26 protein-coding genes are annotated in these 21,749 nt (G+C 35.5%); 14 read left to right on the top strand and 12 right to left on the bottom strand.

What is annotated here, in order from left to right:
- Positions 1-2: 2 nt before the first annotated feature.
- The gene (locus ICJ84_RS01280) at positions 3-1,805 is read right to left on the bottom strand and encodes a rhamnogalacturonan lyase (RefSeq protein WP_188214553.1); all 1,803 of its coding nucleotides are present in this window, start codon (positions 1,803-1,805) and stop codon (positions 3-5) included.
- Positions 1,806-2,106: 301 nt separating this feature from the next.
- Between ICJ84_RS01280 and ICJ84_RS01285 the strand changes: the two genes are divergently transcribed.
- From ICJ84_RS01285 to ICJ84_RS01310, 6 genes are all read left to right on the top strand, one after another.
- On the top strand, positions 2,107-2,367 hold the full coding sequence (locus tag ICJ84_RS01285; RefSeq protein WP_188214554.1) for a thiamine-binding protein: 261 nt from the start codon (positions 2,107-2,109) through the stop codon (positions 2,365-2,367).
- Positions 2,351-2,983, top strand: a complete 633-nt coding sequence (pnuC, locus tag ICJ84_RS01290) for a nicotinamide riboside transporter PnuC (protein ID WP_188214555.1) — start codon at positions 2,351-2,353, stop codon at positions 2,981-2,983. Before ICJ84_RS01285 ends, pnuC begins: the two co-directional genes overlap by 17 nt.
- Complete coding sequence (locus tag ICJ84_RS01295) at positions 2,944-3,513, top strand: AAA family ATPase (RefSeq protein WP_188214556.1); 570 nt, start codon at positions 2,944-2,946, stop codon at positions 3,511-3,513. Before pnuC ends, ICJ84_RS01295 begins: the two co-directional genes overlap by 40 nt.
- Positions 3,513-5,066, top strand: coding sequence for a DUF4301 family protein (locus tag ICJ84_RS01300; RefSeq protein WP_241748658.1), 1,554 nt, complete (start codon positions 3,513-3,515; stop codon positions 5,064-5,066). Before ICJ84_RS01295 ends, ICJ84_RS01300 begins: the two co-directional genes overlap by 1 nt.
- Positions 5,066-5,473 (top strand): alternative ribosome rescue aminoacyl-tRNA hydrolase ArfB, encoded by a 408-nt coding sequence (gene arfB, locus ICJ84_RS01305; RefSeq protein ID WP_188214557.1) that lies wholly within the window; start codon positions 5,066-5,068, stop codon positions 5,471-5,473. The genes ICJ84_RS01300 and arfB overlap by 1 nt, the downstream gene beginning before the upstream one ends.
- Positions 5,474-5,685: 212 nt before the next feature.
- Complete coding sequence (locus ICJ84_RS01310; protein WP_188214558.1) at positions 5,686-7,935, top strand: TonB-dependent receptor; 2,250 nt, start codon at positions 5,686-5,688, stop codon at positions 7,933-7,935.
- A 48-nt stretch (positions 7,936-7,983) separates the two neighbouring features.
- Here the strand turns inward: ICJ84_RS01310 and ICJ84_RS01315 are convergent, their stop codons facing one another.
- The gene (locus ICJ84_RS01315; RefSeq protein ID WP_188214559.1) at positions 7,984-8,412 is read right to left on the bottom strand and encodes a Rieske (2Fe-2S) protein; all 429 of its coding nucleotides are present in this window, start codon (positions 8,410-8,412) and stop codon (positions 7,984-7,986) included.
- 158 nt (positions 8,413-8,570) lie between these two features.
- On the opposite strand from ICJ84_RS01315, the gene greA reads away from it, so the two are divergent.
- The gene (gene greA / locus ICJ84_RS01320; RefSeq protein ID WP_188214560.1) at positions 8,571-9,044 is read left to right on the top strand and encodes a transcription elongation factor GreA; all 474 of its coding nucleotides are present in this window, start codon (positions 8,571-8,573) and stop codon (positions 9,042-9,044) included.
- A gap of 89 nt (positions 9,045-9,133) precedes the next feature.
- A complete protein-coding gene (locus ICJ84_RS01325) occupies positions 9,134-9,523 on the top strand; it encodes an HIT family protein (protein ID WP_188214561.1) in 390 nt (129 codons plus the stop codon).
- Here ICJ84_RS01325 and ICJ84_RS01330 read toward each other — a convergent pair.
- Complete coding sequence (locus ICJ84_RS01330) at positions 9,518-9,868, bottom strand: hypothetical protein (protein WP_188214562.1); 351 nt, start codon at positions 9,866-9,868, stop codon at positions 9,518-9,520. The two genes, ICJ84_RS01325 and ICJ84_RS01330, sit on opposite strands and share 6 nt — an antisense overlap.
- Before the next feature lie 3 nt (positions 9,869-9,871).
- On the bottom strand, positions 9,872-11,023 hold the full coding sequence (locus tag ICJ84_RS01335; protein ID WP_188214563.1) for a sensor histidine kinase: 1,152 nt from the start codon (positions 11,021-11,023) through the stop codon (positions 9,872-9,874).
- A gap of 116 nt (positions 11,024-11,139) precedes the next feature.
- Here ICJ84_RS01335 and ICJ84_RS01340 point away from each other — a divergent pair, with 116 nt between their 5' ends.
- The 3 genes from ICJ84_RS01340 to aat all read left to right on the top strand — a co-directional run bounded on the left by ICJ84_RS01340 (position 11,140) and on the right by aat (position 13,117).
- Positions 11,140-12,009: a flavin reductase family protein gene (locus ICJ84_RS01340; RefSeq protein WP_188214564.1), complete on the top strand. Its 870-nt coding sequence runs from the start codon at positions 11,140-11,142 to the stop codon at positions 12,007-12,009.
- 35 nt (positions 12,010-12,044) lie between these two features.
- Positions 12,045-12,422, top strand: a complete 378-nt coding sequence (locus tag ICJ84_RS01345; protein ID WP_188214565.1) for a DUF3127 domain-containing protein — start codon at positions 12,045-12,047, stop codon at positions 12,420-12,422.
- Positions 12,423-12,493: 71 nt separating this feature from the next.
- Positions 12,494-13,117: a leucyl/phenylalanyl-tRNA--protein transferase gene (aat, locus tag ICJ84_RS01350; RefSeq protein WP_188214566.1), complete on the top strand. Its 624-nt coding sequence runs from the start codon at positions 12,494-12,496 to the stop codon at positions 13,115-13,117.
- A 10-nt stretch (positions 13,118-13,127) separates the two neighbouring features.
- Here aat and ICJ84_RS01355 read toward each other — a convergent pair whose 3' ends face one another.
- Positions 13,128-13,844 (bottom strand): DUF2490 domain-containing protein, encoded by a 717-nt coding sequence (locus tag ICJ84_RS01355; protein WP_188214567.1) that lies wholly within the window; start codon positions 13,842-13,844, stop codon positions 13,128-13,130.
- 97 nt (positions 13,845-13,941) lie between these two features.
- Positions 13,942-14,508 carry a DNA-3-methyladenine glycosylase I gene (locus ICJ84_RS01360; RefSeq protein ID WP_188214568.1) on the bottom strand — a complete coding sequence of 189 codons (567 nt, stop codon included), beginning with the start codon at positions 14,506-14,508 and terminating at the stop codon, positions 13,942-13,944.
- Between the two features lie 95 nt (positions 14,509-14,603).
- On the opposite strand from ICJ84_RS01360, the gene ICJ84_RS01365 reads away from it, so the two are divergent.
- Positions 14,604-15,221: a thioredoxin family protein gene (locus ICJ84_RS01365; RefSeq protein ID WP_188214569.1), complete on the top strand. Its 618-nt coding sequence runs from the start codon at positions 14,604-14,606 to the stop codon at positions 15,219-15,221.
- Here ICJ84_RS01365 and ICJ84_RS01370 read toward each other — a convergent pair.
- Genes ICJ84_RS01370 through ICJ84_RS01380 form a run of 3 tightly spaced genes read right to left on the bottom strand, consistent with a single transcriptional unit; the run spans position 15,205 to position 17,477 of the window.
- Complete coding sequence (locus ICJ84_RS01370; RefSeq protein WP_188214570.1) at positions 15,205-15,930, bottom strand: energy transducer TonB family protein; 726 nt, start codon at positions 15,928-15,930, stop codon at positions 15,205-15,207. The genes ICJ84_RS01365 and ICJ84_RS01370 overlap by 17 nt on opposite strands.
- A gap of 46 nt (positions 15,931-15,976) precedes the next feature.
- Positions 15,977-16,678: a tRNA pseudouridine(55) synthase TruB gene (gene truB, locus ICJ84_RS01375; protein ID WP_188214571.1), complete on the bottom strand. Its 702-nt coding sequence runs from the start codon at positions 16,676-16,678 to the stop codon at positions 15,977-15,979.
- Between the two features lies 1 nt (position 16,679).
- Positions 16,680-17,477, bottom strand: coding sequence for an undecaprenyl-diphosphate phosphatase (locus ICJ84_RS01380; protein WP_188214572.1), 798 nt, complete (start codon positions 17,475-17,477; stop codon positions 16,680-16,682).
- Positions 17,478-17,594: 117 nt separating this feature from the next.
- Here ICJ84_RS01380 and ICJ84_RS01385 point away from each other — a divergent pair, with 117 nt between their 5' ends.
- On the top strand, positions 17,595-18,722 hold the full coding sequence (locus ICJ84_RS01385) for a glycerate kinase (RefSeq protein WP_188214573.1): 1,128 nt from the start codon (positions 17,595-17,597) through the stop codon (positions 18,720-18,722).
- Here ICJ84_RS01385 and ICJ84_RS01390 read toward each other — a convergent pair whose 3' ends face one another.
- Positions 18,723-18,974 carry a DUF3098 domain-containing protein gene (locus tag ICJ84_RS01390; protein WP_188214574.1) on the bottom strand — a complete coding sequence of 84 codons (252 nt, stop codon included), beginning with the start codon at positions 18,972-18,974 and terminating at the stop codon, positions 18,723-18,725. It abuts the gene before it with no gap.
- A 72-nt stretch (positions 18,975-19,046) separates the two neighbouring features.
- Positions 19,047-19,925, bottom strand: coding sequence for a cell division protein FtsX (locus ICJ84_RS01395; protein WP_188214575.1), 879 nt, complete (start codon positions 19,923-19,925; stop codon positions 19,047-19,049).
- A 242-nt stretch (positions 19,926-20,167) separates the two neighbouring features.
- Here ICJ84_RS01395 and ICJ84_RS01400 point away from each other — a divergent pair, with 242 nt between their 5' ends.
- On the top strand, positions 20,168-20,773 hold the full coding sequence (locus ICJ84_RS01400) for a porin family protein (protein ID WP_188214576.1): 606 nt from the start codon (positions 20,168-20,170) through the stop codon (positions 20,771-20,773).
- A gap of 43 nt (positions 20,774-20,816) precedes the next feature.
- Here the strand turns inward: ICJ84_RS01400 and ICJ84_RS01405 are convergent, their stop codons facing one another.
- Positions 20,817-21,731 carry a DMT family transporter gene (locus ICJ84_RS01405; protein WP_188214577.1) on the bottom strand — a complete coding sequence of 305 codons (915 nt, stop codon included), beginning with the start codon at positions 21,729-21,731 and terminating at the stop codon, positions 20,817-20,819.
- Positions 21,732-21,749 lie beyond the last annotated feature (18 nt).

A 21,749-nucleotide genomic window follows, 5' to 3' on the forward strand; every position in this document is an offset into this window, starting at 1 on the left:
ACTTATTTCTTAGTTTTTCTTACAATTCCTACATTCGGTGTTTTAGGTTTTTCCATATCATACCCTAAATAAAAACTAGTGTGCGCTGGTTGATTATAACCCACATTCTGCCACGCAATGCTGACACGATATAGAGGGTCGTGCATCAACGTGAAAATTCGGTGTTCGGTTGGATACGGTGTTGAAAAGATAACAAGCTCAGTATTATCTTCGTTTCTCCAAATAACTTCTTCGCGCCAGTCACCTAAAATATCGGCAATTAAGCATGGATTAGACTTTGTTCCATTGTTGCTTCTTAATCTCATGCCATCATAATCGTAAGCTTGAAGAAGTACGTCGGTAGATTTTTTTTCAGGATTCCATTTGGTAATGACGGTTTTGTCAACAATTTCGCGAAGCAAATCTCCATCCCACCAACCTAACATATTCCAACTTGCCCCACGTCGCCCGGCAGTAGGGTAAATGGTTGAAATAACCTCACCTTTAATATTGTGAATCCCCGAACCATTAGAAGCCCAGCTTTCAGCGCCTAAATGATTAGGATCAATATCGGCTGTAACTCCACGACCAAAATCACCAGCACCTTTTATGCTCCATAACACTTCTCCGGTTTTTGGATCTCTAAAATCGATAGCAGGAATGTTTATTCCATTGGCTTCTTCGTGGCACATAAAATATTCTAACCCTTTGCGGTTGGGATCGAAATCACCCAAATGAGCCGCATCGCCATGTCCGAATTCTGTAGAATATAATCCTGTGCCATCATGATCAATAGCACATGAGCCAAACTGAATTTCATCAAAACCATCACCGTCTAAATCGCCAACTGCTAAATTGTGGTTACCTTGACCAAAATATGCTTCGTTACCTTTGGTATTCGTGTCAAATACCCAACGGCTTTTTAATTTTTTGTTTTTAAAATCGTAAGCAGCGATTACAGAGCGCGTATAATAACCTCTGGTAAATACTAAAGAAGGGTGTTTCCCATCTAAATAAGCAACACAGGCTAAAAAACGATCAACACGATTGCCATAACGATCCCCCCAATCGGCAATATTACCACGTGGAGGATTATAAGATTCGGTGGTTATGGATGCTCCAGTTTCTCCAGAAAATATACTTAAATACTCCGGTCCTTCTAAAATATAACCTCTTTCATTTCTAAAGTCCGCATCAGGGTTTCCTAGAATCTTTCCTTTTCCATCTGTTGTACCATCGGCGGTTTTGCATGCAATTTCAGCTTTTCCATCACCATCTAAATCATAAACTATAAATTGCGTATAGTGTGCCCCTGAACGAATATTTCTTCCTAAATCGATAGTCCATAAAACAGTGCCATCAAACTCAATACCTTGTAAAAAGGTGTTTCCTGTATACCCTCGATGAGAGTTGTCGTGGGAGTTTGTAGGTTCCCATTTTAATACAATTTCATATTGTCCGTCGCCATCTAAATCTCCAACAGAAGCATCATTGGCAGTATATTTATATTCTCGTCCATCAGGAGAAACTCCTCCTTCAGGAGCAGTTATGGAAATGGTTTTGTAAATATTATCCCAGGCTATTACGGGTTGAGATTTTTCCTGCTCTTTGCCGTTAATTATTGCAGAAATACTGTAGGATTCAGATAAGGTTGTCTTATCTACATAATTGCTTGCTCCAGTTATCGGGTTGTCGTTCAGTTTTTTAGATCCACGGTAAATATTGTATGACGCGGTTTCAAATTCGGGAGCTAAAATACGCCAGCTTATTAAAACTTCATTTTCATTTGTTCTAACCGCCAAGGTACCGCGATCTAAATCTTCCATTTGGTTTTGAGCAAAAATGGAAATATTAAATAAAAATAAAGTTGATAAAATTGAGAATATGTTTGAGAGTTTGATTTTTTCTGAATATAACATTTTAGTAAATTATTTAAGTCAGTTATTTGGTTTATAGTGAGTTGGGTTTTGTTTTAAGACTTTGGGAGCTATGAAAAGTTTAATGGCAATAGGTTGGTTTTAATCAAATGTAAATTTTACATATAATAAATCTGTCCTGTACTATCCTGAATCTTAATTTTTCTCTTGATTTAAAAGGTAGTACTTTTAAGGCCTTAAATAATTCTCCATGAAAATATCAGTAGAACTTACGCTAACACCTTTACATGACGATTACGAGCCTGCCATCATTCATTTTATAAAAAAATTAAGGGCTTCCGATTTAACAGTTTTGGAAAATCCTTTAAGTACGCAGATTTATGGCGATTATGATGAAGTTATGCGTTTGCTGACTTCAGAAATAAAAGAAGTTTTTGAATTGATGGAGCGTGGATTATTGTATATAAAGATTGTAAAATCTGATCGTCACGATTATGAGCCACATTTTTAATTGGTTGTTTTCGCAATATCAAGATGTAGACACTCATCTCATTGTACTTGAATTACTCGGAGTTTTCTTTGGCTTTTTAAGTGTATGGTATTCTAAACAGGAAAATATACTGGTTTATCCAACAGGTATAATAAGTACGTCAATTTTTGTTTATATTCTGTGTGTGTTTGGCCTTTTAGGTGATATGCTTATCAATGCGTATTATTTTATTATGAGTATTTACGGTTGGTATTATTGGAGTAGGAAAGATGACCAAAACCAGGAAGTTCCTGTAACAAAAATGACCAAAAAGGAACATATATGGAGTATAGCCATTTTTGTGTTGACCACTTTATTTGTTGTGATTGTCTATGACTTGAATGATAAATTTAATACTTGGACCGCTTATATAGATACATTAACGACGGCCATATTTTTTGTTGGTATGTGGCTTATGGCTAAAAAAAAATTAGAAAACTGGACGTATTGGATTATCGGAGATATTATTTCGGTACCGTTATATTTTTATAAAGGGTTAATTTTTACTTCGTTTCAATATCTCCTATTTACGGTAATCGCCATTTATGGTTATAAAGCATGGAAGAAGACTTTAAACAACAACCTAGCAACTGCATAAAAGTAGTATTGTTTGGACCCGAATCTACAGGAAAAACAACTTTGTCAAGACAATTGGCAAGGTATTATAATTCGGTTTGGGTCCCGGAATATGCTCGGGAATATTTGCAAGATAAATGGAATAACGAACGTAAAACCTGTGAACCAAACGATTTACTGCCAATAGCCAAAGGACAAATAAAGTTAGAAAATGAATTGGCTAAAAAAGTAGATGATATTTTAATTTGTGATACAGATTTACTGGAAACTAAAGTGTACTCTGAAGCGTATTATTTAGGGTATTGCGACCCAGTTTTAGAAAAATATGCATTAGAAAATACGTACAATTTATATTTTTTAACTAATATTGATATCCCATGGGAAGCAGATGATTTAAGAGACAAGCCAAATGACAGAGAGACTATGTTTGAAGCTTTTCACAATGCTTTAGTAGAAAATAATCGGCCTTTTGTATTGCTAAGCGGCGGTAAAAAGGAACGATTAGAAACTGCAGTGGAGTATATCGATAAACTATTGAAAAAGAAAAATTAATGATTACAGAAAAAGAGGTGATGTTCACCGATCAAGATATCCGTCAAATGGAAAATCATGGTCTAACTCAGGATCAGGTTATTGGTCAAATTGAGCGAATCAAATCGGGAATGGTATACTCTAATTTGGTTGAAGCTGCTACTATAAATCACGGTATTTTAAAGCTTAATAAAAACGAAATTCAGCAGTTTGTAAATCTGTATAACGAAAAATTGGAGGGTTTAAATGTTGTCAAGTTTGTGCCTGCTTCAGGTGCTGCAACGCGCATGTTTAAATTCATTTTTCAGTTTTTGAAGGAATATAACGACGATCAAGAGCGTTTAAGTCATTATTTAAAAAATCATAAGAATTTCTGGGTTTTTGTTAATGGGCTTGAAAAATTGCCTTTTTTTGATCAAATAGTAAATAAAATTTCTAATTATAGTCAGTTAGAAATTGAAGAAAAATACATTGCTTTTGTAAAAGTCATGTTGAATGAGGATGGATTAAATTACAGCAATTATCCAAAAGGCTTGTTGCCATTTCATAAATATAAAGATGAGGTCTTAACGGCGTTTCATGAGCATTTACTAGAGTCTACGTTGTATGCTTCTCCAAATGATATTGCGAAATTACATTTTACTATATCGGAAGGGCATACCGATAAATTCCAGAAGGAATTAGATAGAATTCAGGATAAAGTTGAAAATCAAACGGGAACGAAGTTTAACGTGTCATTTTCTTATCAAAGTAAATCTACCGATACCATTGCCATAAAATCGAATAACGAATTATTTCGTACTCCGGAAGGAAAGCTGTTATTCAGACCGGCTGGTCACGGTGCTTTATTAGGGAATTTGAATGCTTTAGATGCTGATATTATTTTTATAAAGAACATTGATAACATTGTTGTTTTAGATCAGAATAAAAAGCAATCTGATTATAAAAAGTTATTGGCAGGTGTGTTATTAGACGCTCAGGAAAAGGCGTTTAATTATTTAAATGAATTGGATAAAGAGTCGGTTTCAGAGCAAAAATTATTGGAAATAGCCATGTTTTTAACACATAGAATGCATGTGAAATTGAACGATGAATTCGATGATTTTCCTTTAACTGAAAAAGTAGTGTATTTACATAGAAAACTGAATCGCCCGATTCGTGTTTGTGGGATGGTTAAAAATGAAGGAGAGCCTGGTGGTGGTCCGTTTTGGGTGAAAGATGCTGAAGGTCATGTATCTTTGCAAATTGTTGAATTCGCTCAAATTAATGTTGAAGACAAGGCTCAAAAAGAGATTGTAAAAAACGCGACACATTTTAATCCAACCGATTTGGTTTGTGGAACAAAAGATTATAAAGGAAATAAGTTTAATCTTCATGATTATGTAGATCATAAAGCGGCTTTTATTACTATTAAATCGCAAAATGGAACCGATATAAAAGCTTTAGAATTACCTGGTTTATGGAATGGAAGTATGGCGGATTGGAATTCTGTTTTTGTTGAAATTCCGTTGTCAACGTTTAATCCGGTAAAAACAGTAAACGACTTATTAAAACCGGCACATCAGGTCCTGTAATGTTTGATAAAAACACCCTAATATTGGAATTGAATTTTAAAGCCGTAAGAAGTTCTGGAGCTGGTGGACAGCATGTGAATAAAGTGGCTTCAAAAGTGGAATTGACGTTCAATTTGCAGAGTTCCGAAGTTTTTAATGACATTCAAAAAAGCAGACTTCAATACAAACTTCAAAACCGATTGACTAATGACGGCCTTTTAATCCTTCAATGTGCTGAAAGCCGAAGTCAGCATAAAAATAAAGAGCTTGTTACTGAGCGATTTCTGGATTTAATAGAAAACGCTTTAAAAGTTCAAAAAAAGCGTGTACCTACAAAAATTCCGAAATCGGTGATCAAAAAACGTTTAAAAGGTAAGAGGAATCAGTCGTTAAAAAAGGAAAACAGAAAAAAGCCCGATTTAGACTAAAATAATCCGTAATTGCTTCTTACCTTTGCGCCGTTCTCATAAAGGGGTGCCAATAATATCGGCTGAGATCATACCCATTGAACCTAGAACAGGTAATGCTGTTTAGGGAGGCGAATAAATCGCTGTTTGGATAAATTTATTTATCAAAAATTTAATCACAATTAGTTAAGAATAATAACCTCTTTTTATTCGATTATAAAGACATAATCGTAATGAAACACATTTTTATTGTTTTAACTGCTTTGGTATTTTCCTTTCAAGTTAATGCCCAAGAGAAACAACAAGATTCAACGCAAGTTGAAAAACTGGATGAAGTTTTACTCTCTGCCACCCGAGCAAAAGATAAAACACCAGTTGCCTTTTCTAATATTTCTAAAAAAGATTTAGAATCAACCAACTTGGGGCAAGATTTACCTATTTTGCTAGATCAGTTACCGTCTGTAGTAACCACCTCCGATGCCGGAGCTGGCGTGGGATATACGGGAATTCGCGTTCGTGGTACCGATGCGACGCGTGTCAATGTAACTATTAACGGTATTCCGTATAACGATGCTGAAAGTCAGGGGACGTTTTGGGTAAATATGCCCGATTTTGTGAGTTCTGTTGAAGATATTCAGCTACAACGTGGTGTCGGAACGAGTACCAATGGTTCTGGAGCCTTTGGAGCGAGCTTAAACTTAAAAACCCTTAATCCGTCAACTGAAGGTTATGCAACCACGACAAATGTTGTAGGATCTTACGACACACGTAAACATAACATCAGTTTAGGTTCTGGTTTAAAAAACGGATTTTATGCCGAAGGTCGCCTGTCTAAAATTATGAGTGATGGTTATATCGATCGTGCATCATCCGATTTATCATCGTATTATGTTGAAGGTGGATTTTTAGATGAAAAAATATCGGTTAAGGCTATTGTTTTCGGAGGAAAAGAAGAAACCTACCAGTCATGGTATGGTACGCCGGAAGCGGTTGTAAAAGGGGATACTCATGGTATTCAGGATTTTATTGATCGAAATTATTTATCGGAAGCTGAAGCTGAAAACCTTTTAAATTCAGGTCGTACCTATAATTATTATACTTACGATAACGAGATTGATCATTACGAGCAAACACACTATCAGTTGCATATATCGCATCAGTTTGATAACCATTTTTCAGCAAACCTTTCAGGAAATTATACACGCGGAAAAGGATATTTTGAGCAGTATAAAGATGGAGAGACTGTTGGTGATTATTTTCCTGAGCGTACATATGCCAATGCGGAAGGAGATGTCATTAGACGTCGTTGGTTAGATAACGATTTTTATGCCATTGTCTCTTCTTTCAACTATAAAAAGGATAACTTAAATCTGTATTTAGGAGGTGGTTACAATAAATATTATGGTGATCATTTTGGTGAATTAATCTGGGATTCGTTTCCTGTTTCTGTGCCAATTCGAACAGATTACTATACAAGTGTAGGGGAGAAAAATGATTACAATGCGTATTTAAAAGCAGAATATACTTTAGATTATAAGTGGTTTTTATTTGCGGATGTGCAGTACAGAGGTGTCGATTATAAATCTAACGGATTAAGTTCCGATTTAGTCCCAATCGATGTGTCTGAAACCTATAACTTTTTCAATCCAAAAGCTGGTGTAACCTATACAATCGACAATTATAATTCGGTTTACGGTTCGTTAGCAATTGCAAATAGAGAACCAAATCGAGACGATTTAACAAAGAATCCGGTATTGCCTCAGCCAGAGCGTTTGTACGATTATGAGTTTGGTTATAAATTAAAAACACCAAACTATTACGCCACTGCTAATTTGTATTATATGAATTATAAAGACCAATTGGTACTAACAGGTGATTTGGATAATGTAGGAGACCCAATTCGAGAGAACGTAAAGGAAAGTTACAGAGCAGGGGTAGAGCTGCAGGTTGGGTATAAGTTTTCAGATATGTTACGTATTGATGCCAATGCAACCTTCAGTCAGAATAAAATTAAAAATTTCGACTATGTGGTTTACGATACACAATACGATCCGAATACATGGGATACGGTATCCTATGAAGCGATTACAACATCTTATGAGGATACAGATATTTCGTTTTCACCAAATGTTGTGGCCGGAGGAACAGTTCGATTTACGCCGCTTGAAAACTTAAATCTGGCGTTTATTTCAAAATATGTAGGGAAACAATATTTAGACAATACCTCAAGTGATAGTAAAAGTATGGATGCCTATTTTGTAAATAATTTTAATGCCACTTATAAGATTAAGCCAAACTGGATTAAAGAAATTGCGTTTAATCTTTTGGTAAATAATATTTTAGATAACGAGTATGTTTCTAACGGGTATACCTATAGTTATTATTACAGACCGCAAGGATCTAATGATAATGCAATAACCGAGAATTTTTATTATCCGCAGGCAAAAATTAATTTCCTTTTAGGGATGACATTAAAGTTTTAAGGAAAGAATTACTATGAAAAAGAAAACGCCCCGATTATGGGGCGTTTTTTAGTTGTTAGAAATATAAAGGATGTTCCCATTTTTTCTCACAGAATAGAATCTCAAACTACACGGAGGAGGGTTGTCTCCTAAAGCTTGTCCGGTTACTAAGCTATATTTGTTTTGATCACTACAACCACAAGTTGCTTCTAAGCCAGACTCTTCTAAAATAGAACATGAACTTTGTTCATGGTTTGGGTCTCGGGCATCCCAGGCATAATAATCAAATCCGGTACTTGCTACAATAATACCCCCGTTACCATAATTTGGAATATAAATAGAGTTGCCGGCAAAGGGCAATTGGCTGTATTCTGGTAAGCTTAAATCAATAGAAAGATTAACATTGATATCTAATAGAAATTTACAGTTTTCATTTTCATAATTGTTGCTACAAGATATTAGTAGAAAAAGGCTAAGTATATATAAAAGAGGATTCATAAAATTCGCAAAATATTCCATTGCAATTTACAACAAAAAGCAAATTGAGATAAATATTTTGTATATTTGTTACTCAATCTCGTGTAAACGGGATTTTTTTTATGCTGAAAATCGATAGACACATTTACAGTATTTTTAATTATTAAATGAATGAAGTTATGAGTAAAGTATCGTACTATACACCGGAAGGATTAAAGAAATTAAGAGACGAATTAAAACAACTAAAAGATATAGAACGCCCAAAAGCATCGCAAGCCATTGCTGATGCCAGAGATAAAGGAGATTTGAGTGAGAATGCAGAATATGATGCTGCAAAAGAAGCACAGGGTTTATTAGAGATGAAGATTTCTAAATTAGAAGAAGTCTTATCTAATGCAAGAATTATTGACGAGTCGCAGTTAGATACGTCTAAGGTTTTGGTGTTGTCTAAAGTGAAGATTAAAAACCAAACCAATGGTATGGAAGTGACCTATACCTTAGTGGCGGAAAGTGAAGCGAATTTAGCAGCAGGTAAAATTTCGGTTAACTCACCTATTGGAAAAGGATTATTAGGAAAATCGGTTGGTGATGTTGCTGAAATTCAGGTACCAAACGGCGTAATGAAATTTGATATCATTGAAATTTCAAGATAAATAACATAGAAAACAACGTTTTTTAAAAGATTCCTGTCTTAATTTAGTCAGGAATCTTTTAAATTTATAACCTCTCATTTTTAATTATTATGGCTTCAATATTCACTAAAATAGTAAACGGAGAAATTCCTTGTTATAAAATTGCTGAAACCGAAGAGTTTTTAGCGTTTTTGGATGTTAATCCCAATGCTTCTGGTCACACACTTTGTATTCCGAAACAGGAAGTTGATAAGATTTTCGATTTAGATGAAGTGACTTATACAGGTTTAATGCAGTTTTCCAGAAAGGTGGCTATAGCCATTGAAAAAGCAATCCCGTGTAAACGGGTAGGGGTAACCGTTATTGGTTTAGAAGTGCCTCACGTTCACGTGCATTTAATTCCGTTAACCACTATGGAAGATGCGCGCTTTATTAAAAAAGTGCCACATACTCCGGAAGATTTTGAAGCTGTGGTAGCGAAAATTAAAGCAGCTTTATAATAGGCTATAAACTACTGTAGCTGCAATACAAACAGCAATAAAAACAATTGAAACAATGGCAAGCCACGTCACCTTTTTTAAATGTGTCGAGGCTTGTTTTGGAGTGAAAGCTTTTTTGTGGTATTCAAAAACACGCTCAATATCTTCAGTCCATTTTACCGGATAAATGGGGGTATTGCAGGTTGTGCAGTCCATTTCGTATTTAATATCGGATGTAATGGATTTGTAAAAACTAGTTTCCACAAACTTCTGTTTAAAGGTGAGTCGTAACCCATCCTTACTGTAGCATTCCGGACAATTGTTGTTAAGATCAACTGCTTTTATTTTGATATAGTGTTCGGCCATAGCTTAAGCGCGTTTAAGTGTTATTTGTATGGTTGTGCCTTTATCTTTTTCAGAGCGTAAAACTTTAATCTTGCCATCATGAAAGTCTTCAATAATACGTTTGGTTAACGATAGTCCTAATCCCCAGCCACGTTTTTTGGTAGTGTATCCTGGTTCAAAAATTTTATTGAAGTCTTTCTTGGCGATACCTTTTCCGGTATCGGTTACGTTAATTTTTACAATATTTTCAATCTGAATAATTTCAACCGTAAGTTTCCCACGGCCTTTCATGGCATCTATGGCATTTTTAACCAGGTTTTCAATTGTCCAGCTATATAATTGTTTGTTCAAATTTACTAAAATACTCCCTTTCGGTACAATAATTTCAAAATCAATTAGTTTCGAGGTGCGCGCTTTTAAGTAATCGTAAGAATCTATAGTCTCTTTTTTAATATCTGCTAATTCTAAGGTAGGAATTGAGCCAATTTTGCTAAAGCGCTCAGTTATAGTTTGTAAGCGGTCGATATCTTTTTCAATTTCAGAAATATAACTCGGATTGACGTTTTCAGATTTCAAGATTTCTGTCCAGCCAATAAGTGATGATAAAGGCGTGCCGATTTGATGAGCTGTTTCTTTAGCCATACCCGACCACAATTTGTTTTGAGTGGCATTTTTATTACTTCGATAGAAAAAGAAAATAACAGCTCCAAACAAGAATACGATAAGTAGTAAAGCTAACGGATAGTATTTTAATTTGTTTAAAAGGGGTGAGTTGCCATAATAAATAGTACTGGCTATACTGTTTCCCAATTTAACAGGGATAGGACGATTCTCCTCAGCAAATTTAGCAATGAGTTTTTGTACATAAAGCGAATCCTGAATTTTAGTTTCATCTAAATTTTTAAAACTGCTTAAACTGCCATCTTCGTTAATAACCAGCATGGGGGTGGTTTCGTTACTGCTCATAATTTTCAGAGTCAGGTCGAGGTTAGTAGCATCGTCATCAGAGTTGATAAACTCGGTTTGAGCGAACGACCAGTTTTCCATTTTGGTACGTTCTTCTTCTTTAAAATGCTGAAAAAACTCGTAAGTTTTCCATAAAATCAAGGAAACGATAATAAGAGAAGCGGCAACAATGACCCAGCGTAGTGTATTACTATATTTAGTAAAAATCATGCGTTATTAATTAGTATCTAATATAATGCAAATCTGTTAATATTATTGTTTAAGTTGTTAGTAAATTGGTTTTTAGTTACAATTTAGATTAGTTACATTTGTTGAAACAAAACTAGATGCTGTCCATAAATCCGAAAGATATAAGAACCAGTTTATTACATGGTTATTTGTTAAGTGCTGTAGCACCAAGGCCCATAGCTTTTGCAAGTACGGTTGATGCTGAAGGCCGTGTAAATTTATCACCGTTTAGTTTTTTTAATGTATTTAGCTCTAATCCGCCTATATTAGTTTTTTCACCATCGCGTCGTGTTAAAGACAATACGATTAAGCATACATTAAAGAATATTCACGCTACTCGTGAGGTTGTTATTAATGTGGTGAATTACGATATGGTACACCAAATGTCGTTGTCGAGTTCAGATTTTGCTGAAGGTGTTAACGAGTTTGAAAAGTCGGGGTTAACTATGTTGAAATCTGATATTGTAAAGCCTTTTCGCGTAGCCGAGTCGCCGGTGCAAATGGAGTGTAAGGTTAACGATATAATTGCCTTAGGAACCGAAGGTGGCGCTGGAAATTTAATTATCTGCGAAGTTGTAAAATTTCATATTGATGAAGACGTTTTAGATAAAGACGGACACGTCATTCAAGAGAAACTGGATTTGGTGGCCAGAGCCGGAGGAAGTTATTACACAAGAGCCAATAAAGGTTTTTTTGAAATTCCGAAGCCTTTATCAACGGTTGGAATTGGTGTGGATCGTTTTCCGGAAGAGATAAAAAACAGCATGGTTTTAACAGGAAATGATTTAGGGATGTTAGGCAATGTGGAAGCTTTACCAAATGAAGATGAGGTGGCTGCATTTGTGCAAGATCTGGGAGGACGTTATCCGAATATAAAAACAGCCTCGCACCGGGAAAAACACAAACTGGCTCAGAATTATTTGAGTTATGGTGATGTAGATAGTGCCTGGAAAATATTATTAAGTTAAGTAAATAAAGTATAAATCTGAATAAATAGTAATACATGGAAGTTCAAGGAAGAATTAAAATGATTGGTGAAACTCAATCTTTTGGAAGTAATGGGTTTAGAAAAAGAGAAGTTGTAGTAACTACTGAAGAGCAGTATCCACAACACATTATGGTTGAGTTCGTGCAAGATAAAACGGATTTGTTAAACAGTTACCAGGTAGGACAACAAGTAAAGGTTAGCATTAACTTACGCGGAAGAGAGTGGGTAAACCCACAAGGTGAAACTAAATATTTCAATACCATTCAAGGGTGGAGAATTGAAGCAGTTCAGACTGGAGCTTCAGGTGAAAATTTACCGCCAGTACCTCCAATGGATGCGTTCGAGCCAGCAGGAAGCTTAAACGAAGATGATCACGACGATTTACCATTCTAGTAAATTGATAGAATATTATAAAAACCTCAATGTTAATGAAATGTTGAGGTTTTTTATTTGATAAAAGACTTATGCATTTTCTAACTCAAGACTTATGGTTCCCTGATTACGATGAAGCTAGTGCCGATGGTTTATTGGCGATTGGTGGCGATTTATCGGTAGACCGCTTGTTGTTTGCTTATGAGTATGGCATTTTTCCTTGGTATAGTGAAGATGAACCTATTTTATGGTGGTCGCCTGATCCGCGGTTTGTGCTATTTCCGGAAAAGTTGAAAGTATCGAAAAGTATGCGCCAAATTCTTAGACGTAATAGTTTTAAAGTAACTGTTAATACAGATTTTCAAAAGGTTATGCAATCTTGTTCTAAAATTAAACGAGAAGGTCAGGATGATACCTGGATTACCAACGACATGATTCAGGCTTATGTAAAACTTCATGAGCAGGGCTATGCAAAATCGGTTGAGGTGTGGCAGGATGATGAACTGGTTGGTGGCCTGTATGGTGTCGATTTGGGTAATGGGGTGTTTTGTGGTGAAAGTATGTTTTCAAAAGTGAGTAATGCCAGTAAAGTAGGTTTTATCACTTTTATTCAAAACAGTAGTTATAGGTTAATAGATTGTCAGGTACATACGAATCATTTAGAAAGTTTAGGGGCAGAAGAGATACCTCGATCTAAATTTTTAGAGTATCTGTAATTCTATATTTTTAAAGTTTCATCGTGGCTTGCGTCAATACAAAGATGTTATGTCTCGATGTTAAATTAAAAGCTTCAAGACGGTACTCTAGTCCTGTTTCCAGTTTCAAATTCTTAGTGAGATGCCAACCAATTTGTGCCGTATAACGCTGGTCTATTTCTGGGCTTAAAACTTTAGAAAAACTCACTAATCCTTCTAGACAACCTTCAAAGTAGGTGTTTTCTGTATCTGGTTTTTTATCGTTTAATGGTATAGTTGCCGAAAGGCGATAGCGTTGCCTGAAAATTGTAGCAAAATCAAGAAGACGTTGTTCCGATCTAAAACGGTGACCAAAGTTTATCCCTTTTTTATGGGTTTTATAATTATACTGCTCTGTAAAGCGTAATTCATCGCTACCAGTTTCAAATATATCCCGGTTTCTGTAATATAAACCTAAACTTACATCGTGGTCTTTACTTAAATTGAAGGTTGAAAAATGAAAAATATCAACTTGTTGCTGGTTGTATTGTGCGATTTGGTTGTGAAGCAAAATGAATCTTGAACGTGTTGTAAAACTCATTTTGTAAAACTCAGATAGGCTATGGTCTATAGATAATATCGTTTCTCCAAAAACAACAGGACTACCCTGGGCTGTGACTTCAAATCCTGTTAAAAGCAGGAATAAGTAAAAAGGAATACAAAAGCGCACGGTAAAGAAACGACGGTAATATGAGGTATGATGCTTCACAATACGGGGTTGTCTTATTCGTTAACTTTAGCAATAATTTAAATCTTCTTTTAGTTTCATAGATTACAAAGATAGAGTAAGATGGAGAATTGATAAACTAAACCTCGTAATATCTGAAGCAGTTTACTTCGTGATCGTTTACCATACCTGTGGCCTGCATATGTGCGTAAATTACTGTAGAACCTACAAATTTAAAGCCTCGTTTTTTTAAATCTTTACTTAAAGTGTCGCTAAGGGGTGTTGTAGCCGGTGCTTCTTTGTAATGCTTTAGTTGGTTTTTTACAGGTTTGCCATTTACGAAATCCCAGATATACTTACTGAAACTTCCAAATTCCTGTTGAATATTCATAAAGGCCTGAGCATTGGTTACGGTCGCTTTAATTTTAAGTTTGTTTCTTATAATACCGGTATCTTCAAGTAAACTATCTATTTTATCCTGACCGTAGTTGGCTATCTTTTTATAATCAAAATAATCAAACGCTTTTCTAAAGTTTTCCCGCTTACGCAAAATGGTAATCCAACTAAGCCCTGCCTGAAAAGTTTCTAAAATTAAGAATTCAAAAAGGGTGTCATCATCATAAACTGGAACGGCCCATTCTTCATCATGGTAAGCCTCGTATAAGGGGTCACCAATGCACCAACCACATCTGCGTTTTTCGTTCATTGTATTTATTGTAAGGATTTATGTAAAAGTATGACAAAAATCATTTTAAATAAAGGGGATAGCTTCTAATTTTGTCCCACATAATAGCATAAACTATGAAGTCTATAATAAAAACTAGTTTAGATCGCAGTATGTCTTATGAGGCATACAGAGATTTAGTAAAACGCTTAGCCGAAGAGCATTCGACTACGGGTTTAGAGCAAACCGAAGGTCATAAGGATTTTACTAAGCTGAATGACAGACGTATGAAACGATGGGATAAAACGATAAAAATCCCTGAAATTTCCCAAAAGCGTATTTCGAAGTTGAGTCAAGATATCACTTGGTTAGTTATTGCTGAGAGTTGGTGTGGAGATGCAGCACATGTATTACCGGTACTTAAAAAGATAGCCGATGTTAATTCACATATCACTTATAGGGTTGTGCTCCGAGATGAAAACCCTGAGTTGATGGATGCCTTTTTAACAAAGGGTGCACGTTCAATTCCTATGGTAATTATTATTGATGATAGTACAGGTGAGGTTTTAAGTACTTATGGTCCAAGGCCGACAGAGGCGACAACATATGTACAACGGTTTATTGCTAAAAACGGAAAATTAACTCCTGAATTTAAAGAAGATTTACAACATTGGTATAACAGCGATAAAGGACAAAATATAGTGAACGATATTACCGAAATACTTTGTGGATTAGAATCTAAGGTTTGCCTATAAAATTAAATGTAATAGTGCCAACTTGTGAAGGTTTTGAGGGGTCTTCGCTAAAAGTGGCTTCTCGGGCATATTCTAAAGCGTGTTCTTTTAGGCATTGATTGTCTGAAGTTGACGATCCGTTTACTGAAGCATCGGTAACGGTCCCTTGGGCGTTTACTGTTATATTCACAACAATTTTTCCACCTTCTTCACACAGATAAATTGGAGTCGGCATAAAGTTGTGCGTTCTGCCTTTAAGAGAGTAACTCATGGTGCTCTTTTTGTTTACGCCTTCACTTTTTTGTTTCTTTAGAAGTTCGCTTACTTTATTAAAAGCTGAAAGTTCTTCTTCCTTGATAGCTTTGTCTTTTGAAAAATTTTCGCCTATAGCATTTGTGTTGTCACTATCACCGGTATCTGTACTGGTATTCGTTTTAGGGACATAGTCCTCTGGCGGTGCAATGGTTTTGTAAGCCTGAGCAAAATGCTTGCTATTGTCGGTTTCGTTAAACGCTTGATTGGTTTCTGCTTTACTACCTTGGAGTTGTTCTAAAGCTTCCAGAACTTTTATTTCCTCTTTGGTAAGTTCTTCTTCTGGTTCCATTTCATAATAGCTCTCAGCGACCAGTTCATTCTGACGTTTTAAATGTAAATTGAACACAAAAAGGAGCACGGTTCCTGCAATAAGAAGCGTGATGAGTAGGGCTTTATGTTGATCTGTTAGGCGCAAATCGGGGTCTATTTTTGTTAGAATACTTTACGAAATATACGTAAAATTACTCTATTTGGTTGTTTAGTGAACTAATGAAGTCTTCAATAGTTATACCGTCAGCCACTTCAAAATCACCAATTTTAGTACGGCGTAACGCCGATAAATGGCCTCCCGAATTCAGAGCTTTACCAAAATCGTTGGCTAAAGAACGAATATAAGTGCCTTTGCTGCAAACCACTCTAAAATCAACATTCAGACCATTAATATTGGTGATTTCAAATTCAGCAATATTGATGTTTCGGGGTTTAATTTCAACGTCTTCACCCGCTCTTGCAAATTCATATAAACGTTTACCGTCTTTCTTTAAAGCAGAAAAAACAGGAGGATATTGTTCAATGTCACCAATAAACTGTTTGGTGGTTTCTTTAATTAATTCTTCTGTAATATGATCGGTTGGAAAGGTCTCGTTGATTTCAGTTTCTAAATCGTAAGAGGGCGTTGTGCTTCCTAAAACAATAGTTCCGGTGTACTCTTTAATTTGCGCCTGAAACGAATCGATTTCTTTAGTCATTTTACCAGTACAAATGACCAATAATCCACTGGCTAAAGGATCTAAAGTTCCGGCGTGACCAACCTTTATTTTCTTCAATTTAAAGGCTTGTTTTATTTCCCAACGGAGTTTATTAACTACTTGAAACGAGGTCCAATTTAAAGGTTTGTCGATGAGTAACACTTTGCCAGCCTGAAATTCTTCCTGTAAACTCATATTAGCCATTTAAAATTGAAAATAGAATAGCAATAATACCAACAATGGCACAGTACACTGCAAAGTAAGTCAGTTTGCTCTTTTTAACCAAGGCAATCATCCATGTACAAGCAAATAAACCCGCCACAAATGCAGCTACAAACCCGATAGAAAGTGACGTGAAATTATTACTATCATAGGTTAAGTCGCCGCTTAAAATATCTTTGGCAATCTTTCCGAAAATTAAAGGTACGACCATTAAAAATGAAAAGCGAGCCGCTTTGGTTTTGTCGTTTCCAAGTAATACCGAAGTTGATATGGTTGCACCTGAACGTGAAATGCCCGGAAGCATCGCGATAGCCTGAGATATACCAATAATAAGTGCATTGGTAAACGATACTTTTTTGTTAGTGTCTTTGGCTTTATCGGCAAAAAATAAAAGGAGTGCTGTTATAATTAACATGCTACCAACCAATAAAATATTGCCACCAAAAAGGGCTTCCAGTTGCTCTTCGAAAAACAAACCGACAATCACCGCTGGAATCATAGAAATAACAATTTTAGCTACAAATTGTAAGTCATCATTCCATTTAAATTGTAATGCGCCTTTAATCAGGCTTAAAATATCTTTTCTAAATACCACGATGGTACTTAAAGCGGTTGCAAAGTGCAAAACAACGGTGAAAAGCAGACTTTCTTCAGGGACAGATTTATCGCCTAAAATGGCTTTCCCTATTTCTAAATGTCCACTTGACGATACTGGCAAAAATTCGGTAAGCCCTTGAATAATACCAAGAATGATAGCGTTTATTATATCCATGGGGCAAAAATATTAAAATAGCGCTATAATTAGTCGCCAATCATCAAAACTTTAAAGGAATAATTAGTAATTTGTTCGATAATCGAAATTTAAATATTTTCATGTTTTCCTTTTTCTATGAAAATCATCATCGCCCCCGATAAATTTAAAAATTCTCTAACCGCATTAGATTTTTGCGATGCGGTTGTGGCTGGTATTTATAAGGTGATGCCCAATGCTGAGATTGTTGCTTTACCCTTAGCTGATGGGGGTGATGGGACTATTGATATTGTTAATCATTACCTTGGAGGGGAAACAGTAAAGGTTATGGTACATAACCCGTTTTTTAAATTGATTGAGGCTTCGTATTTGTATGCTGAACATTCTAAAACGGCATTCATTGAAATGGCGGAAGCATCAGGTTATAAACTACTGAAACCTGAAGAATTGGATTGTAAACAAGCCACGACCTACGGCACGGGAGAATTGATTGCAGATGCAATTAAAAAAGGCGCTAAAACGATTATTTTAGGTATTGGTGGCAGTGCAACCAACGATTGCGGTATTGGTATGGCTAAGGCTTTAGGGTATAGGTTTTTAGATGATTTTGATGAAGGGGTGAAACCTGTGGGTGCTAATTTAAGTCGTATAAAATCTATAGACTATTCTCGCGTGAATCCAAAACTCAAAGATATTACATTTAAAATTGCTTGTGATGTGTCGAATCCCCTATATGGAAAACATGGTGCTGCTAGAGTCTATGCGAAACAAAAAGGCGCTTCGGAGGACGATATTGACATGCTCGATCAAGGACTTAAAGATTTTGCAAAGAGGATTGAAGATACGTTTCATATTAATCCGCAAGAAGTTAAAGGTGCTGGAGCTGCTGGCGGTATGGGTATTGCTTCCAAAATTTTCTTAAATGGCGATTTAAAACCGGGAGTAGAATTAATAAAAGAACTTGCCGATTTCAATAATAAACTTCAGGGAGCCGATTGGATCATTACCGGTGAAGGTTGTTTAGACAAACAAACCTTATCAGGAAAAACGATTCAGGGTGTGTTGTCTTCAGCGAAAGCGAAACAAACACACGTAGCTGCTTTTTGTGGCGATATTCAATTGCCGGAGCAGGATATAAAAGACCTAGGAATAATCTATTCCGATAAGGTGTTAAACTATAGTAAAACGACTGAAGATGCCATGAAAAACGCCAAAAGATATGTGAGTGGAATGGCTGAAACGTTTGCTAAAACGCTTCTCGAATAATTACTTTTCCGGGTTTAATAAAATCGCATACATTTCGATACCAAAACCTAAAAGCACTAGCATAGGCGCCAAACGAATACGACGGAAACTAAAAATGTCTGGGTTAAAAACATTAGGGTCGTCGCTACCGCCGCCAGACATTAAAATAAAGCCCAAAGCGATACAAGCCAAACCAATAAACATGAATTTGTAGTTCTTCTTTCCGAAAATAAACTGGCTTTTATTAGCGTCTTTTTGTTTTTGTTCTCCCATAATGTGTTTAAAAGTCTAACGCAAATTAACGTATTTATTTAAAATGTAAACGTTAACAGGGTTATAAATTATCTAATAATATAATTCGTCGGTTTTTAAATTTAAGAAACGTTGTGTGGCAAAATGGGTGCTTATCCAGGTAATCATGATGCCTAAACCAAATACGAAAGCGAACAATAACACGACTAAAATTGGTGGGTTAAGTAAGCCCAATTCCGGGAAGGTTTTATTTACGTAATACAACACAATGCCCATGCCTATTAAAGCCAAAACGGCGCCGATAACGCCCAAACGGACACTTTTCCAAACAAACGGTCGACGAATAAATTGTTTGGTCGCACCCACCATTTGCATGGTTTTAATGGTGAATCGTTTTGAGTAAACCGATAATCGAATGGAGCTGTTAATTAACAGCACGGCAATTAAGGTGAAAATACTACTTAATACCAGTACCCAGAAACTGATTTTCTTAACGTTTTCGTTCATTAAATTTACTAAGTCGTTATCGTAAGTTACTTCGTCTACAAAGTTTTTCGATAAAGCTTCCTCTGAAATTTTTTCTAGATGTTCCGAAGTGACGTAATCGGCTTTCAAATGTACGTCGATGGAATTTTGTAACGGATTGTATCCCACAAAATCCATAAAGTCTTCGCCGTTTTCAGCTTTCATGAATTCTGCTGCCTGTTCTTTCGAAACGTATTCGGTAGACTTTACGTAATCAGCCATAGCCAGACCTTTTTCCAGCTGTTTGGTCTCAACATCTTTAGCTGAATCTTTCAAGTAAATGGTTACAACCACTTGTTCTTTAAAGTGATCGGAAACCTTTTTCGCATTAAGTACCAGTAAACCTAGTAATCCTAATAAAAACAAAACCAAAGCAATACTTAAAACCACTGAAAAGTACGATGATATAAGTCGGCGTTTTTGGTGTTTCTCGAAAGATGAACTCATAAAAATGTGGGATTAACGATGTAAAAATACTAAAAGAAAAACTAAAAGTATAATTTAATTATTTGAAAGTAATTCTTTGTTCATAGTATAACTTTTAGAAAGGGAAATTGTTGTTCATGGCGTCGATTTTAGCTATTTAAAAGGGGTGTTTTGTAATCTTTAATGCAGCAGTATGCTGCCGTTTTTAGCATTTGTTGGCATGGTTGTTGAAAACCTCAAACTCAAATCGAAAAATAAACATTATGAAAAAGAACATTTTAATTTTATCCCTAATTGCTTTTGCAGCATTCTTTAATCAAGCCCACGCACAGCGTTATAATCAAAGGTATAATAGCAATGATAATTATGTATTTGGCTTAAAAGCCGGGTTAAATGTGTCGTCTTTTCAAGGTGGAAATGATGGAATAAGTCGTAATAGTTTATTAGGATACCATATAGGTTTAACTGCTGAAAATAGAATAAATAGAAACTTTGCGATTCAACCGGAATTTCTTTTTTCTCGTGTTGGGGGCGAAGAAATGTATTCCGATGGTCTGCAAGCAAGATATTTCTTGGATTATATTTCGGTACCTGTGATGGCTAAGTTTTATTTAGGAAATCAACTGAGTTTAGATTTTGGTCCGCAACTAGGGTTTTTGGTGAAGGATAGAGCAAACTATAGTGATGATTATTTCGACTACGATGCTGGTGCCAATACTTTTGATTTGGGTTTTAATTTTGGCCTAAGTTTAGATTTGGATCGTTACTGGTTTGCTCAGGCGCGATATAATATTGGGGTTACCAATGTTTTTAATAATCCAGATGCACAGAACAGTATATTTCAGTTTTCTGTTGGACGCCGATTTTAATTTTGAAAATGATATAAAGAAAATATAATAAGGTCTAAGTTTTTTAGATCTTATTTTTTTGTGGTTTACTCACCAGATATACGCCGATTGCTACCAAGCCACAACTTAATATTTTAATCAGATTAATGTCCTGAGCATATTGGTTTTGCATAAATACATAAGCCATAATGCTTACCATAATAAAACTAATTGCTGGCTGTAAATAAATATAACTGCTGGTTATTGATGGGGCCAGGTGATTTAACGCGTAAATATTAAACAAATAGGCAAAGAAGGTTGTAAATAAAACCACATAACCAATCGTTAGGTAAGTTTCTGTTGTAAAAGCCGAAAAATTGGTGTTTAAAAAGGGGTGTATACCCAAAGGAAATACGTACATAAACCCAAATAAAAAGATCCAGCTTATTACTGTTATCGCATTGTATTTATGCATGAGGGTTTTTGCTAAAATCAAATAGAAGCCATAACTCAAGGCGTTGAGTAATACAAATAAGTTGCCTAAAACCGAGCTAGTACCTGAAACTTTATTTCCGTATAGAATTAATAGTACAGCACCTGTACCTCCGAGAATTATACCTAATATTTTGTTTTTTGTAATGTGTTCTTTTAAAATAAAATAACTAAAAATTAAAACTATAACAGGAGTGATGGTCATAATTATCGAGGCATCGATAGGTGAGGTTAAATTAATACCATGAAAAAAGAACAATTGATTGGCAGCCCCACCAAAAAGACCGCAAAGGGCTAATTTAATTATGTCTCTTTTTTCAACTTTTTCTTTTACAAATAGTAATTTAATCCCCCAGAATAAAAGTACACAGCATGCTAGTCTGATAAAAACAAAAGCTGTCGGGCCAATCTTATTTGGCATGACGCCTTTGGCAATAATATAATTGGCTCCGTATATAATATTGGCTGTTAATAAAGCTAAGTGCGCTTTGGTAGTATCTTTTGTCAAGGTAAGGCTGTTTAAGTC

This window comes from Aestuariibaculum suncheonense, assembly GCF_014596935.1.
GTDB classification, from domain to species: Bacteria; Bacteroidota; Bacteroidia; order Flavobacteriales; family Flavobacteriaceae; genus Aestuariibaculum; species Aestuariibaculum suncheonense.

Excerpts from the sequence above, each read along its gene's own strand:
- ICJ84_RS01280 (WP_188214553.1), bottom strand. The coding sequence starts at position 1,805 with ATGGAAGATTTAGATCGCGGTACCTTGGCGGTTAGAACAAATGAAAAT.
- ICJ84_RS01285 (WP_188214554.1), top strand. The coding sequence starts at position 2,107 with ATGAAAATATCAGTAGAACTTACGCTAACACCTTTACATGACGATTAC.
- pnuC (WP_188214555.1), top strand. The coding sequence starts at position 2,351 with ATGAGCCACATTTTTAATTGGTTGTTTTCGCAATATCAAGATGTAGAC.
- ICJ84_RS01295 (WP_188214556.1), top strand. The coding sequence starts at position 2,944 with ATGGAAGAAGACTTTAAACAACAACCTAGCAACTGCATAAAAGTAGTA.
- ICJ84_RS01300 (WP_241748658.1), top strand. The coding sequence starts at position 3,513 with ATGATTACAGAAAAAGAGGTGATGTTCACCGATCAAGATATCCGTCAA.
- arfB (WP_188214557.1), top strand. The coding sequence starts at position 5,066 with ATGTTTGATAAAAACACCCTAATATTGGAATTGAATTTTAAAGCCGTA.
- ICJ84_RS01310 (WP_188214558.1), top strand. The coding sequence starts at position 5,686 with ATGAAACACATTTTTATTGTTTTAACTGCTTTGGTATTTTCCTTTCAA.
- ICJ84_RS01315 (WP_188214559.1), bottom strand. The coding sequence starts at position 8,412 with ATGAATCCTCTTTTATATATACTTAGCCTTTTTCTACTAATATCTTGT.
- greA (WP_188214560.1), top strand. The coding sequence starts at position 8,571 with ATGAGTAAAGTATCGTACTATACACCGGAAGGATTAAAGAAATTAAGA.
- ICJ84_RS01325 (WP_188214561.1), top strand. The coding sequence starts at position 9,134 with ATGGCTTCAATATTCACTAAAATAGTAAACGGAGAAATTCCTTGTTAT.
- ICJ84_RS01330 (WP_188214562.1), bottom strand. The coding sequence starts at position 9,868 with ATGGCCGAACACTATATCAAAATAAAAGCAGTTGATCTTAACAACAAT.
- ICJ84_RS01335 (WP_188214563.1), bottom strand. The coding sequence starts at position 11,023 with ATGATTTTTACTAAATATAGTAATACACTACGCTGGGTCATTGTTGCC.
- ICJ84_RS01340 (WP_188214564.1), top strand. The coding sequence starts at position 11,140 with ATGCTGTCCATAAATCCGAAAGATATAAGAACCAGTTTATTACATGGT.
- ICJ84_RS01345 (WP_188214565.1), top strand. The coding sequence starts at position 12,045 with ATGGAAGTTCAAGGAAGAATTAAAATGATTGGTGAAACTCAATCTTTT.
- aat (WP_188214566.1), top strand. The coding sequence starts at position 12,494 with ATGCATTTTCTAACTCAAGACTTATGGTTCCCTGATTACGATGAAGCT.
- ICJ84_RS01360 (WP_188214568.1), bottom strand. The coding sequence starts at position 14,508 with ATGAACGAAAAACGCAGATGTGGTTGGTGCATTGGTGACCCCTTATAC.
- ICJ84_RS01365 (WP_188214569.1), top strand. The coding sequence starts at position 14,604 with ATGAAGTCTATAATAAAAACTAGTTTAGATCGCAGTATGTCTTATGAG.
- truB (WP_188214571.1), bottom strand. The coding sequence starts at position 16,678 with ATGAGTTTACAGGAAGAATTTCAGGCTGGCAAAGTGTTACTCATCGAC.
- ICJ84_RS01380 (WP_188214572.1), bottom strand. The coding sequence starts at position 17,477 with ATGGATATAATAAACGCTATCATTCTTGGTATTATTCAAGGGCTTACC.
- ICJ84_RS01385 (WP_188214573.1), top strand. The coding sequence starts at position 17,595 with ATGAAAATCATCATCGCCCCCGATAAATTTAAAAATTCTCTAACCGCA.
- ICJ84_RS01390 (WP_188214574.1), bottom strand. The coding sequence starts at position 18,974 with ATGGGAGAACAAAAACAAAAAGACGCTAATAAAAGCCAGTTTATTTTC.
- ICJ84_RS01395 (WP_188214575.1), bottom strand. The coding sequence starts at position 19,925 with ATGAGTTCATCTTTCGAGAAACACCAAAAACGCCGACTTATATCATCG.
- ICJ84_RS01400 (WP_188214576.1), top strand. The coding sequence starts at position 20,168 with ATGAAAAAGAACATTTTAATTTTATCCCTAATTGCTTTTGCAGCATTC.